We start from the raw sequence: 13,872 nt of genomic DNA, 5'->3' as shown, positions 1-13,872 counted from the left end.
GGGGGGTCAAAAAAGATCCCTTTTTTCACTTTGTCCACTCTATCTAAGTTGTTTAAATTTCGGAAAGTCTATCAATCTAATCTGCCGCTATTTTCGAATCCCAATGTACTTCAATCCATCTACCCCACTCTTGTATAACTATAAAAATGTAGACGATAAAAAACACCCGTCATGAAGACGAGTGTTCGATATTTTTTAGGTTAGCCATTTCGGTGGTGTGTTTTTGGACCAGTAAATATCACCGACTGAGTGGTGTGCGACAAATCCATCATCCGCTGTATGGTAATGGAAATTATAGAAGTAGCCGTCACTTGGTCGTTTTTCCGTACGAACGTGGAACTTAATAAGGTCCTGTTCCGCTGTTTTGTCATAAACGTGGAAAATCTTTTCCGCATAATCTCCTGAAGGTTGCTCGGTAATGGCGAGACGGCGATCTGCTGCGTTATGTACGGTTGTTTGGATCACCGCTTCGATTCGTGGAAAAATCTCGTGATCGAATTCATTCTGGATGACGGGCCCGATACGCTGTCCAAACTTTTCATAGGTCAATAGACGTGCGTGCGCGACCAATTGCTGTTCTTCGGTGTAACTGTCAAGTGTCAGTAAGTCATTTCGATTTTCTTGCAGTTCAAGGGAATACTCCATGCCTTCTGCGTGGGTTCCGGATTCATTCGGTTCATGCTTGTCTTGAAAGTTTATCCAAATTTCATGATTGGGTGTAATGATGCCCAGTGTTAACACGGCGACAGATGCGATCATCAGCCGCTGTAACCATTGCTTCATTTCCATCACTCCTTCAACATTCCGTCATACATCTACATAACTCATACGAAAAGCGTCACAAAAGGTTTCATCTTTTACTATTTCATTGTACAATAAAGTCAAACTTCAATCATCAATTTTCACAAAATGTTCTCTGATTGCAAGTTAAGCGGATTTCAATCAACGCGCTACATATAAAGGAGGTCGCAACAATGGATGTTAACTTACTACTAGGTATTGGTATGCTTGTATTGACTTTGTACTTGAGCTCCCTTAATTTCACTCACTAATCCAAAAGCGAAGAACGCCATCTAGCCTCGACAGGCGCTGGAAGCCGGATTGTAAAGGTGCGTACTTTCACCTTTACGATCTGCCTGAAGTGACCCGAGAGGCTGGCGTTCGTAGCTAGATGAAACCAAAAGCGAAGAACGCCGTTATGTTAAAACACAAAAAAGACTGTATGGCTTAATAATAAGCTATACAGTCTTTTCTATGTTAGTTGTTAAGCCAATAAATAAAGTGAACACGCTACAGCCTATCACATTTCTCCAGAACACCATAATGCACTTTCGTATACGGGCGAATTTGCTGAATAAAACCAAAGCGTTCAAACATTGGTGATTGGTAGTGGTCTTTTAGTACAACACGCCGTCTACATACCCGCAAAGCTTCTGCTACCCATTCTTCCGTAACAATATCAGTCACGCCAATTTCCCGTAGCACTTCAAAATTGGAAGATTCTTCGATTGGTGTCGTGAACATCGGATCAAGGAAAACGATGTCGCGTGAGTTCGTTTCGCAAGTTTTCAAGAAATCTACGGCTTCCGCATGAATGACTTGCACTCGCTTCATCGCTTCTTGCAGTAGTGGAAAGTCGATAGAAAAGTTGTGTAATCCAACCTTTGTGAGAAACGCGATAATTGGGTCCGCTTCAATCCCTTCAACTGTTCCTTTTTCACCCACTGCGCTCGCCGCAATGATGGCATCCGATCCGAGACCGAGTGTGCAGTCGAGGAAAGAGTCTCCTAGCCTGAGGTCAGCTGCCGCCACGAGCGGATCTGCTTCGCCTTTTAGTATGCGTTTCAAGCGATAGGTCGCAGAGTTCGGATGAAAGAAGAACGGTTCGTCACTACCTTTTTGGTAAAACGAATAGCGGTCCTTCCCCGCTACTAGAACACCCGCTTGATAGATGTTCTTCAGTTTAGGAATGGACCGCTTATTTCGTTCGACGACAGGTGCCTGTAACGCGTCCGCTGCTTGCTGCAGAAGTGCCTCGGAGTGTTCATCAGGTCGTCCTGCTGTCGTAATAATCACGTTCACTGAGCGACGACTTTAGTTAAGACGTCGACGAGATGATCTTTAATTTGATCTTTTTGGAAGTTCTCGATTTGTTCACGTGGAATAAAGTATACCACTTTACCTTCATTCCAAATCGCAATGGACGGTGAACTTGGTGGGATTTCCGGGAAGTACGAACGGAATGTTTCTGTCGCTTCTTTATCTTGTCCGGCAAACACGGTAAACAAGTGATCCGGCTTTACTTCTTCTATCGCCTCGCGTACTGCCGGACGTGCCAAACCTGCTGCACAGCCACAGACAGAGTTGATCACAATAATAGCTGAACCTTCCAAGTCTTTTAGCGTATCATTCACTTCTTCAGACGTTGTGAGTTCCGTAAATCCTGCAGTCGTTAGTTCTTCGCGCATCGGTGTAACGATTCCGCGCATGTACTCATCATAAGCGTTCATTTGAATATCTCCGCCTTTCGTTTTGTTACAGGTTTTATGTCGTACTTATTTCAATAGTAAAGGATAGAGAGAATTATTTCACCTGTTTGAATTGGCGAATGACGGAATAGTGTAGTTGCTCCTATTTTTTGGCCAGCACTCCCCTATATGAATCATCATTCATTTATGATAAAGTTATCTTACTATTCTATGAACATGATGAGGAGTGTGAGTAATGGGGAAACTAGTAGGTAAAATTGCAGTCGTAACAGGTGCAGCGCAAGGAATTGGAGAGAAGATAGCGGAGCGTTTACTTCTGGATGGTGCTTCGGTAATTATTTTGGACGTAAACATGGAAAAGTTGGAAACAACAGCTTCTGCGTTAGATGCTTCAGGTGAAAAGGTTTGCGCAATGAAGTGCAACGTAGCCGATCTGGAAGATGTGTCGAAAACGTTCTCCACTATTTACGGGAAGTTCGACAAGATTGATATTTTGATTAATAATGCAGGTATTACGAGAGATGCATTTTTCCATAAAATGACGACCGAACAATGGCATTCTGTACTGGACGTCAATCTCCATAGTATGTTCTACACGTGCCAAGCAGTCATTCCACAGATGCGAAAGCAACAGTACGGCAAGATCGTTAATGTCTCTTCTTCTTCTAGTTGGGGCAATATGGGACAGGCAAATTACAGCGCGTCGAAAGCGGGTGTGCTTGGATTGACGAGAACGCTTGCTAAAGAAAACGGCAGTAAGCACATTACAGTCAATGCGGTAGCACCTGGTCAGATCAATACCGATATGACAAAGGATTTGCCACAAGACGTGAAGAAAATGGCAACGATGTTAACGCCTGCCGGTCGTATGGGTGACCCTTCGGAAGTTGCTTCGGTTGTTGCGTTCTTGTCTTCTGATGACTCGAGTTTTGTGAATGGAGAATGCATAAGTGTGAGTGGCGGATTTTTGATGGTTTAATTTGCAGATATACCTGCGTGAGAGCTTCCCGATCGTTCTCGCACAGGTATATTTTTTACGCTAAACGCTTGCCTATAGGCTTGTATTTGACAGCTTTCTGGAGTCTTGGAATCAATATGATAGACAGAATCGTGACGCCGATATCTAGAGGTAAATACGCAACCATCCAGGACCACGCAAGTGCGTAACTGAATCCTGCAGGCGCTTCTACCCAGTATACATAAGCAAAATACATATAATTTGTACCGATTATGTAGTTAACGGCTATGGCAAGAAAACCTGCCCCTGCGTAACTGATCCACGATTGTTTACGCTCAAAGAACTTTCCTACGATATACGCTACGAAGATAAAAGAAATAATGTACCCGAACGTCGGGCTGATGAAACTGCCGAGTCCTCCTTTAAATTGCGCAAATATCGGTGCACCTGCCAATCCGATAAATAAATAAGCGAACATAGACAAGGCACCCAATCGGCTGCCTAGTAATCCCCCTGCCAATATAGCAAACAGTAATTGAAGTGTGACGGGCACACCTCCGATCGTCAACAGTGGCGCAATATTCGCTCCTACCCCCATCAATGCTGCAAATAATGCGCAAAACACAATTTCCTTTGGTTTCATTTTCTGATCCTCCTACTTTCTATTGTTGTCTTTACAAATATATGTTAACATAATTTAGTAATTAGTTAACACATATTTTTAAAAGGAGAGTTTAACGTGTCGATATTATTCATTACCGGAACAGATACCGATGTAGGAAAAACCGTAGCCACCGTGTTACTCAGTGACTTTTTGTCTGAAAACGGTCAGCAATTTGTACCGTTCAAACCTATCCAAACGGGAGCGGTGTTACATAATGAACGCTTAACCGCGCCAGATATTATGACGTATGAACTGGCGTCCGGTAGAGAACAACCTATCTCCGACTATTTATTTCCTACACCTTGCTCTCCTCATTTGGCTGCCAGATGGGAAGATATCCAAATCGATACAAACAGATTGACTCAAACTGTGAAGAAACTCAGCGAAATTTTTGACGGAATGGTAATAGAAGGAGCTGGCGGACTCTATGTTCCGCTCACCTCAGAAGGCTATTGCATGATCGACTGGATGGAAGAATTAAAGGCTCCTGTCATATTAGTAGCACGAGCCGGTGTGGGGACGATTAACCATACACTTCTTTCTATTGAAGCAATGAAAGCAAGAGGTATTCGAATCGCTGGTATTTTATTCAATGATTTGGCGAAAGATTCCTCCACTATCATCAAAGATAATGTGGAAATGATCTATAAGATGAGCGGTGTCCCTGTGATTGGGATCATTCCTTACCAGAAAGACATGCGAGAAACGTTGACCAGTTCGGGCAAGAAAAAGACATGCTATGAAGAATGGGATTATTCAATTTTAGAGGAGGCGTTACTAAGTGGATGCAAATCAGTTGCTCAAGAAAAGTAAGCAACATATGTGGTTACCATTTACACAGATGTCGGATTATGAAAAAGATCCGCTTATCATTGCAAGCGGAGAAGGCGTGACCGTGACGGATATACATGGCAAGACGTATTTGGACGGCTATTCTTCTTTGTGGCTAAATGTACACGGTCACCGAAAAAAGGAGCTGGACGAGGCGATTCAAACACAACTGCAATCCATTGCACATTCGACGTTACTCGGTGCTGCAAATATACCCTCGATTCTGCTGGCTGAGAAATTAGTGGAATTAGTTCCCGAAAAATTGACGCGTGTATTTTACTCCGACAGTGGCGCAACGTCTGTTGAAATAGCGGTGAAGATGGCGTATCAGTATTGGCAGAATAAAGGTATTGAGAAAAAAACACGTTTTGTGACCGTCAGCAATGGCTATCATGGAGATACGGTCGGTACGATGAGTGTCGGTTCAATTGAACTGTATCACAAAGTCTATACTTCCCTATTGTTTGATGCGCTTGTCATTCCCTTCCCGTCAGTTTACCGTCACCCTTCAGGTGATGACAATACTGTACGGGATGAGAGCCTACATGAACTGCGCTTGCTATTTGAAGAACGTCATGAAGAAATCGCAGGAATGGTGCTTGAGCCGATGATTCAAGGAGCTGGCGGAATGAATACGATGCCTGCAGGTTATTTAAAGGGTGTTGAGAAGCTATGCAAAGAATTTAACGTACTACTGATTGTCGACGAAGTAGCCACCGGTTTCGGACGTACTGGGAAAATGTTCGCTGTCGAGCATGAAGGAGTAGAACCCGATCTGATGACTGTAGCAAAAGGACTTACAGGGGGCTATTTGCCAGTCGCCGCTACGTTCGCGACCGAAGAAATTTATAATGCGTTTTACGGAGAATATGAGGAAATGAAGACTTTCTTCCACGGACACTCCTACACGGGAAATCAGCTTGGGTGTGCAGTAGCATTAGCGAACTTGGAGATTTTTGAGAAAGAGCAACTGGTAAAGCAAGCAGAGGAAAAAGCTGCGTTTCTTAAAGAATTACTAGTGGATGTACAGCAACTTCCGCATGTGGGAGATGTTAGACAATGTGGCTTGATGTGCGGAATTGAAATCGTCAAAGACAAGCGCACTAAAGAGTCGTTCCCGGTAGAAAGACGTGTCGCTTACCGCGCTACGCTTAAAATGAGAGAGCTTGGTTTGCTGACTAGGCCGCTCGGTGATGTCATTGTCCTGATGCCACCACTGGCTACTTCACATGAACAGTTAGCGGAAATGGTGAATCTTATGAAGTCCGGAATACTAGCAGCGACGGAAGAATTAGTAGATGTGGGTAGTGTCCAGCAATAACTACACATTTTATAGAAAAGACTGCGCTAGAAACCATGGTTTCTAGCGCAGTCTTTTTCCAATTACTATTTTATGTTTATCATTTATTATGAAATCGGAAGTCTTAGTCATTTTTGCATCCATACACTGATAGTAGTTACCTATCACTTGGCATGGCGCTCCATCATTTCCCGTGTTACATTAAAACGCGGTTCTATTGTATCGCCGTCTACTTCCTCTACCCCAATCAGTACGGAAATCACACGTTCTCCATTGAAGACTGCACTCCCCGTAAAACAAGAACCGGCAGCGTCAGTATATCCTGTCTTTAACCCATCCACGCCATCCATTTGCATACGCATACCCGGTAACAATAAATTCGTATTCCACATCTTCATTCCTTGTTTAGACATGAAGTGTGTCATGCTGGTAAACTCCAATACTTGGGGATGTGTTTTAATAAGTTGATCCGCAATGATAGCCATATCTTTGGCGGATGCCAAGTTGTCTTTCCCCTCACCTCGTCCTAAATAATTGCCATCCAAGCCATGTGGATTATAGAAAACGGTTTTCTTTAACTTAAACGCACGTGCTTGTTCATTCATGATCTCAACGAACTCCTCTTCCGTCCCTCCTACTATTTCAGCCAATGCAAGGGCCGCATCATTTGCTGAAATAACCGTCATCGCGGTGAATAATTCGCGTACTGTATAGCTTTCATTCGCTTTCATGCCGAGTTTTGAAGCACTCGCAAATTGTGCCATATCGAGGACAGTGGAACTTGGCTGATAGGTAGTTTCCCAGGAAATCGTGCCATTTTTAATCGTGTTCAACACGATATATTGCGTCATTAATTTTGTCATGCTAGCAATCGGTAATGGTTTTTTGCTGTTTTTCTCATACAGCACTTCACCTGTATGTGCATTCAAGAGAATCATGGCCTTTGACGAGACACTCCAATTCTCTTCTATCACTTGCACATCATTCCATTGGGTAACGACTGCATAGATTCCCAAACAGATGAGTAACACCAGTAGTAATTTCTTCATGTATACACCCGCCTATACTATTCATTATGAAGTAGAAGTATGAAGAATGGTAGTGGACGCTTCTTAAGATTGTATGAAAAATATAAAAGGACTTTTTAATGTGAAAAACGTGCACTACTCTTAGTGAAAAGGTTTCATTTAGTTTGACTAGTAAAAAATCGGAAGACTGCTAGTGGGTTATTTATTACTAGAAACTTCTTCGCTCGCTAACTACTTTAGAACTGAATTTCGAAATCCGAAATATAATCTACTTATATATGTAAGCGTTTGCTATAATCAAATTATTCAGGCTATCGCACTATTAAATTGCGATAGTCTAACTTAATTGGAAAGGAGTGCTACTGTTGGAGTAAAGGAAAAACATTTCTGAAAGGGTGAAGTGATTGAAGAAACGATTGAATTGGATTTTAGTACTTCCATTGAGTTTTTTGCTTTTATTCAGTACATTACCAGGAACCATACTTGCTAGCGACTGGGATACGGATTATTCAAATTATCGTCAAGTAGCCACTGGACTTGATGGGATGGTAACAACAGCACATCCATTAGCATCAAAAGTCGGTGCTGACGTATTGGCGAATGGTGGGAATGCGATTGATGCAGCGGTAGCTATTCAATTTGCGCTAAATGTTACAGAGCCCATGATGTCTGGCATTGGCGGCGGAGGATTCCTCATGTATTATGATGCCAATACTGACAAAACACAGATCATTAACAGTCGGGAACGTGCACCAGCAGGAGCTACTCCCGATATGTTTTTGGATGAAAAAGGTGAACCCCTCCCCTTCTCGAAGCGAGTAGAAGGTGGGAATTCAGTGGGTGTACCGGGAACGTTAAAAGGATTAGAGGAAGCCCTTTCACGCTTTGGGACGCTGCCAATGTCCGAATTAATTGAACCGGCAATTGACTTAGCACGAAACGGTTTTCCAATCGATTCCGTGCTTGCGGAAGCCATTGAAGAGAATAAGCTGAAACTCGCTTTTAAAGAGTCAGGGAAGATTTTTGTACCTGATGGCAAGCCTATGCGTGAAGGCGATATATTAATACAGCAAGATCTAGCGAAGACGTTTGAATTAATTAAAAACGAAGGAACGGACGTATTCTATGAAGGGGAAATCGCACAAGCTATCGCAAGCGCAGTACAACAATATGGCGGCACTATGACATCTGAAGATTTACGTACATACGCAATTACGATGGATGATCCAATTTGGGGCGATTACAAAGGCTATCAGATTGCTAGTATGCCACCTCCTAGCTCCGGTGGTGTATTCCTTCTTCAAATGCTTGGTATTCTTGATCACTACAATCTATCTCAATACAACGTAAAGTCTTGGCAGAAATATCACTTGCTTGCGGAAACGATGCACCTCGCATACGCTGACCGTGCTATGTACGCTGGAGATCCTGACTTTGTGGACGTTCCGCTAAAAGGACTTTTGAACCCACAGTATATCCAAGAACGGACGAACTTGATCAGTTTGGAACGCATGAACAAAAATCCGAAAGCCGGAGATCCTTGGAAGTACGAAAATAAACCGAATGCAACTGTAGCTACTGTTCAACCTGAACCTGATAAACTCGGCGAGACGACGCACTATTCCGTAACCGATCAATGGGGCAATGTCGTGTCGAACACGACGACAATTGAACAACTATTCGGTAGCGGAATCATGGTACCAGGTTATGGAATTGTGTTAAATAATGAACTAACAGACTTCGACGCAGTACCAGGCGGAGCGAATCAAGTGGAACCAAATAAACGTCCTCTCAGTAGCATGACGCCAACTATTGTATTTGAAGATGGCCAGCCTGTTCTATCCGTTGGGTCACCTGGTGGACCGACCATCATCACATCCGTCCTGCAAACGATTATTCACTCCATTGATTATGGCATGGAATTAAAAGCCGCTGTAGAAGAACCAAGAATCTATACGAACAGCACATCATCCTACCGTTATGAAAGCGATATTCCACTAGAATCAATGAATTACTTGCGTGTACTCGGTCATCAATTTGGCGACAAGCCGACAACGATTGGGAACGTACAAAGTATTCTTATCGATCAAAAGGAAGGCGTATATAAAGGTGTTGCTGATTCCAGCCGTAATGGCGCCGCAATTGGTGTGAGTCAATGAATTACCCACTATTATAGAAAAAGCATCTTATCCCCTGCTAAATCAGCTAGGGATAAGGTGCTTTTTTTAATGGAACATCCGTCATGTAAAAAAAACCTCTGCAGTTCTGTATTTTTTTTGGGTTTTCAAACAATCACAAAAGAAATCAGTTGAATTCCGGTGTTATGGGCATAATAGCTAATAAAAGTGTTATTGGAAAAGAGGTAAGATGGTGAAAACAAGTTGGAATATATTTAAATTGGATTTGAAGCATATTAGTAAAAACTGGGTAGTTGCCCTATTGATTGGCGGTCTGACCTTTTTACCCTCTTTGTATGCATGGCTGAATATTTACGCGACATGGGATCCTTATGCCCACACCGACCAATTACCCGTTGCGATTGTCAATGAAGATGAAGGTGCGATGGTACGTGACAAACAGATTGATGTTGGGAAAGAACTAATAAAAACGTTACAAGATAATAAAGAGATGGATTGGACTTTTACCACAAGCCAGGAAGCGATGGATGGAGTAGAATATGGTGATTATTTTGCGGCGATTTTTATTCCAAAAGACTTCTCCAGCAAACTTGCAACGGTCACTTCAGGAGAACCTGAAAAAGCAGAAATCAATTATTTCGTCAATGAAAAGCTGAATTCAATTGCACCAAAAATCACGGAAAAAGGTGCTTCTGTCATTGTCGACAAAGTAAGCAATCGTTTTATTTCTACTGTCAATGGCGTAGTACTCGATATGTTTAATGAACTTGGAATAGAAATTGAGAATGACTTGCCTGATATTAAGAAATTCGAACAATATATATTCGATGTTCAGAAGCAATTACCGACGATTCAGCGGACTTTGGAAGGAATCGTAACCGATGCGAACTCCGCCAAACAGATTATCAACAAAGCGCAACAGCTATTGCCTGAAGCGAAACGGACTACTAACGCAGGCTTACAAACGATCAATGATACGATTGATCAGCTAACAACTGCGCAAAATCGATTAGAAGCCGCTGCACCACGTATAAAAGCGGATTTGGAAAAAATAGCGGCTATTACGAATGAAACGAATGAGTTCCTTAAAAAGATTCAGCAAATATCACCTGACTTCACTGAATGGGATCGTGTAAAACAAGAGGTTGACGACCGAGTAACCAGCAGTATGGAAAAACTGGGCGGACTTGAGCAAGACCTTCTGAATATTAAAAAGATAACCGAGGGGTTGAACGGTGAACAAACAGATGCCACTCTGTCCCAGCCGATCGATGCCGCGTTAATAAAAGTCACCAATCTTCACCAACTACTGTCTGAAATTCAACAAAATGCTCATACGATGAACGCACTTGTGCAAGGTGAAGAAGAACGATTGCACAATAGTATTAATGATTTGCAAAAGATTGCTGAGAACACTTCTATCCAAGCCAATTCATTCTTAAAAGAATATACAGACACGATAGAACCTTTTGTCCGCAAAGAAATAACGCAAGCATTGAAGACTCTTACTAGTGCCAAAGCGTTGTTAATAGAAGTACAACATACTTTCCCTGAAGTGCAACAAACATTACTTAGTGCAGACAAACACTTATCACAAGGTAAACAGCAAGTCGAGAACGCTTTAAACCAATACCCATACGTTTACGATAAAGTGAACCAGCTGGCAAATCGTATCAAGGATATTCAAGGCTCAACAGATATTAATGAAATCATTGATTTGCTACAAAATAACCCGCAAGCAGAGCGCAGCTTCTTTGAGGAACCGATACTATTGAATGAAACGAAGCTTTTCCCGATCAAAAACTATGGTACCGGGATGACCCCTTTTTATACCGTACTTTCGATTTGGGTCGGTTGTTTATTACTCATTTCCTTACTAGCGACAGACATTAGCCGAGAAGGTGTATTCACATCTAGACAAATTTATGTAGGTCGGCTATTTACATTCGGTTTGATTGGATGTATTCAAACGCTGATCGTGACGACCGGCGATATCGTGCTGCTTGGTGTCACTGTCAAAGAGCCGATAGCATTTTTCTTATTTGGGATATTGATCAGCGTAGTGTTCATGTCGATTGTCTATACGCTTGTTTCAGTGTTCGGCGACGTTGGTAAAGCGATGGCTATTGTCTTGCTTGTGCTGCAAATTGCAGGATCTGGTGGTACGTATCCGATCATGTTACTACCTTCATTTTTCCAGTGGATCAATCCTTTCTTACCTTTCACGTATGCAATTGACTTGATGAGAGAGGCAGTAGGCGGAATTGTCTGGGCGCGAGCCATTAAGGGTGTGCTGTTTTTAGCAATCGTTGGAATAGTCTTCATTACTTTCGGTTTCGTATTCAAGGAAAGAATGAATAAAGCAACTAATCATCTTTTAGCGAAATCACGTGAGACCGATCTATTTCATTAAACTGTTGTATAGAATTTGTATGCTGAATGTAAAGCGTTTCATTTATCCGATATTGACTTCAATCATAAAACTCATTATAATATCAGTATATTCAGAATACCCCGGAGGTGAAGGAAATCAAAGTTACTAGACTTGGTCATGCGATGTACTTACTATCCAGCCGGATGAATAAGAACTATCTGATTGATCCTTTCTTTGATTTAAATCCTGGTTGCCCAAAAGAATTCATTACCGAAGAGTTTTTTCACACTATTGATGCGGTTTTCTTAACTCACGGACATTTTGATCATACAAGTGGACTTCAGAAAATGATGGATGTAAATCCACAACTTTTAGTCGTTGCTCCCTATGAATTGGCAATGATTCTGTTGCAAAAAGGATTTCAAAATATTTTCCCACTTAATTTAGGTGGCTCAATTCCACTAGAAGATGTGAATGTCACGATGGTACCCGCAAAACATAGTTCTTCATTCGGCGAAACCGAAGGCACTCCTATTTATGCAGGCGAAGCTTCCGGTTATGTATTTGAGTTCACAGATGGACCCACACTGTATCATTCAGGAGACACCGCACTAAGCTATGATTTGAAACTAATTGATGAGCTATACAAGCCCCACGTCGCTATACTATCCTCTTCCGGTCAATTTACAATGGGACCAAGAGAAGCAGCTTATGCGATTCGTAATTTTCTAAATGTAGATGTGGTCATTCCAAGTCATACCTTCCCTACTGCGGATACTGCGGTATCAAAAGAGAGTTACGAACAATTACTACAAGCTTTCCCCGTGGTCCAAAATATGGTAGATAGAGATCAAGAATTCGAAAAATTACTAAGGGATTATGACCGCACTGAAGTAGTCGTATTAGGTTATGGTGAAAAATATGATTTTCAACTGAAATAACATGCAACACCACAAAACCTCCCTACTTTGGTAAGGAGGTTTTAGTCGTTTTACTTATATAAAAATTGGCACTTCAGCGCGTCTGTAGTATTCTACGAAGAAAAAAAGTATTTTGTTGAACATTTTGAATTTCAAAATAAAATGCTCCATTATGATACTCTGCGCTAAGCTTGGAACCTGTTAAATCCCCCACTTTCACAGCATTCTTCCCGTCTTTATCCATTCGATAGAAATACTGTTTATAAGTTCCAGTATTATCTACAAAATAGATATATTTTGTGCCAATAAATACTGCAGTTGAATCGACATTGGAGATGCGTTTTAACCTATTACCACTATAATCCGTGCGATACAAATACCTAGCATTCATAGTAGATTGTGGATCGATAACTGAATAAATATAGCCGTCTCTTACAATAATTGAATCAATCGAATTCACTTTACTAATGATCGGCACGACTTGTTGTGGATTGGATAGTTTGAATCGTGCAAAACTCATTGAATAGTCATATGGAGGAGGAACAGCGGGTATTAAGTATGCGTAATAGAGCCAGCCATTGTGAACGGTGAACTCTTGAATCGTGCCTTCTGACGTATATAGGTACTTATTTCCTTGTCCATTGATATTGATTTCATATACGTTTTTACCCGTGTGATAATACATTTTATCCCGATCAATCAAGAAATTACTGCTGGTCACTTGCGGATACTCCCTGATGAGTGTACCATCAAACGAAAACCGTTGTAGTTTATTTAGATCATCATTGAATACGACGATCGTATCTTTATATAGTTGAATATTCGTGTAGTTCCCTTGCTTGATCAATCGGAACTTTTTCATATCATTACTTACCTTATATATCCCAACCGCTAATTCCTCGAGATGTCCTCTGTTTACATAGTAATTACTTCCGTCTTTAGCAGTAAAACTATTTACAAAATGGTGATCGCCTTTAACATCATCTAGCGCACTTGCTTTTGATACTAGTACATTGGGGAATAGCAGACCAATAAACAGGACAACGACAACAAATCGTATCCAGTGTTTCATTTGTACATCCCTCCAAGTGTTTTATATTTAGTATACCATTTACTGAATAATTAATCTATTTTGATAATACTTTTCATTATTATTTTTATTCAACTGTA

The 13,872-nt window shown here is 41.5% G+C and carries 12 protein-coding genes; 6 read left to right on the top strand and 6 right to left on the bottom strand.

The genetic code is table 11. From position 1 onward, the window contains the following. Positions 1 to 195: 195 nt before the first annotated feature. From CSV73_RS10860 to CSV73_RS10850, 3 genes are all read right to left on the bottom strand, one after another. Complete coding sequence (locus tag CSV73_RS10860) at positions 196 to 783, bottom strand: YpjP family protein (protein WP_099627577.1); 588 nt, start codon at positions 781 to 783, stop codon at positions 196 to 198. Between the two features lie 507 nt (positions 784 to 1,290). After that, positions 1,291 to 2,082 (bottom strand): class I SAM-dependent methyltransferase, encoded by a 792-nt coding sequence (locus CSV73_RS10855; protein ID WP_099627576.1) that lies wholly within the window; start codon positions 2,080 to 2,082, stop codon positions 1,291 to 1,293. Then, positions 2,079 to 2,510 (bottom strand): BrxA/BrxB family bacilliredoxin, encoded by a 432-nt coding sequence (locus CSV73_RS10850; RefSeq protein WP_085130784.1) that lies wholly within the window; start codon positions 2,508 to 2,510, stop codon positions 2,079 to 2,081. Before CSV73_RS10850 ends, CSV73_RS10855 begins: the two co-directional genes overlap by 4 nt. Before the next feature lie 214 nt (positions 2,511 to 2,724). Here CSV73_RS10850 and fabG point away from each other — a divergent pair, with 214 nt between their 5' ends. After that, positions 2,725 to 3,468, top strand: a complete 744-nt coding sequence (gene fabG / locus CSV73_RS10845; protein ID WP_099627575.1) for a 3-oxoacyl-ACP reductase FabG — start codon at positions 2,725 to 2,727, stop codon at positions 3,466 to 3,468. A gap of 55 nt (positions 3,469 to 3,523) precedes the next feature. Here fabG and CSV73_RS10840 read toward each other — a convergent pair whose 3' ends face one another. Continuing rightward, positions 3,524 to 4,090, bottom strand: a complete 567-nt coding sequence (locus tag CSV73_RS10840) for a biotin transporter BioY (RefSeq protein WP_099627574.1) — start codon at positions 4,088 to 4,090, stop codon at positions 3,524 to 3,526. Positions 4,091 to 4,186: 96 nt separating this feature from the next. On the opposite strand from CSV73_RS10840, the gene bioD reads away from it, so the two are divergent. After that, positions 4,187 to 4,924 (top strand): dethiobiotin synthase, encoded by a 738-nt coding sequence (gene bioD / locus CSV73_RS10835; protein ID WP_158232346.1) that lies wholly within the window; start codon positions 4,187 to 4,189, stop codon positions 4,922 to 4,924. Positions 4,925 to 4,931: 7 nt separating this feature from the next. Then, positions 4,932 to 6,263, top strand: a complete 1,332-nt coding sequence (gene bioA / locus CSV73_RS10830; RefSeq protein ID WP_233191800.1) for an adenosylmethionine--8-amino-7-oxononanoate transaminase — start codon at positions 4,932 to 4,934, stop codon at positions 6,261 to 6,263. 143 nt (positions 6,264 to 6,406) lie between these two features. Here the strand turns inward: bioA and CSV73_RS10825 are convergent, their stop codons facing one another. Further along, positions 6,407 to 7,291 carry a D-alanyl-D-alanine carboxypeptidase family protein gene (locus CSV73_RS10825; RefSeq protein WP_099627571.1) on the bottom strand — a complete coding sequence of 295 codons (885 nt, stop codon included), beginning with the start codon at positions 7,289 to 7,291 and terminating at the stop codon, positions 6,407 to 6,409. A gap of 383 nt (positions 7,292 to 7,674) precedes the next feature. Between CSV73_RS10825 and ggt the strand changes: the two genes are divergently transcribed. The 3 genes from ggt to CSV73_RS10810 all read left to right on the top strand — a co-directional run bounded on the left by ggt (position 7,675) and on the right by CSV73_RS10810 (position 12,723). After that, positions 7,675 to 9,429 carry a gamma-glutamyltransferase gene (gene ggt / locus CSV73_RS10820; protein WP_199093081.1) on the top strand — a complete coding sequence of 585 codons (1,755 nt, stop codon included), beginning with the start codon at positions 7,675 to 7,677 and terminating at the stop codon, positions 9,427 to 9,429. A gap of 211 nt (positions 9,430 to 9,640) precedes the next feature. After that, positions 9,641 to 11,821 (top strand): YhgE/Pip domain-containing protein, encoded by a 2,181-nt coding sequence (locus CSV73_RS10815; RefSeq protein ID WP_199093079.1) that lies wholly within the window; start codon positions 9,641 to 9,643, stop codon positions 11,819 to 11,821. 107 nt (positions 11,822 to 11,928) lie between these two features. Further along, positions 11,929 to 12,723, top strand: a complete 795-nt coding sequence (locus CSV73_RS10810; protein ID WP_143560957.1) for a metal-dependent hydrolase — start codon at positions 11,929 to 11,931, stop codon at positions 12,721 to 12,723. 73 nt (positions 12,724 to 12,796) lie between these two features. On the opposite strand, the gene CSV73_RS10805 is transcribed toward CSV73_RS10810, so the two are convergent. Next, entirely contained in the window at positions 12,797 to 13,774 is a 978-nt protein-coding gene (locus CSV73_RS10805; RefSeq protein ID WP_099627568.1) for a DUF5050 domain-containing protein, read from the bottom strand. Positions 13,775 to 13,872 lie beyond the last annotated feature (98 nt).

The organism is Sporosarcina sp. P1 (assembly GCF_002743155.1).
Taxonomy (GTDB): Bacteria; Bacillota; Bacilli; order Bacillales_A; family Planococcaceae; genus Sporosarcina; species Sporosarcina ureae_B.
This window is presented reverse-complemented; position numbering and strand designations above follow the sequence as displayed.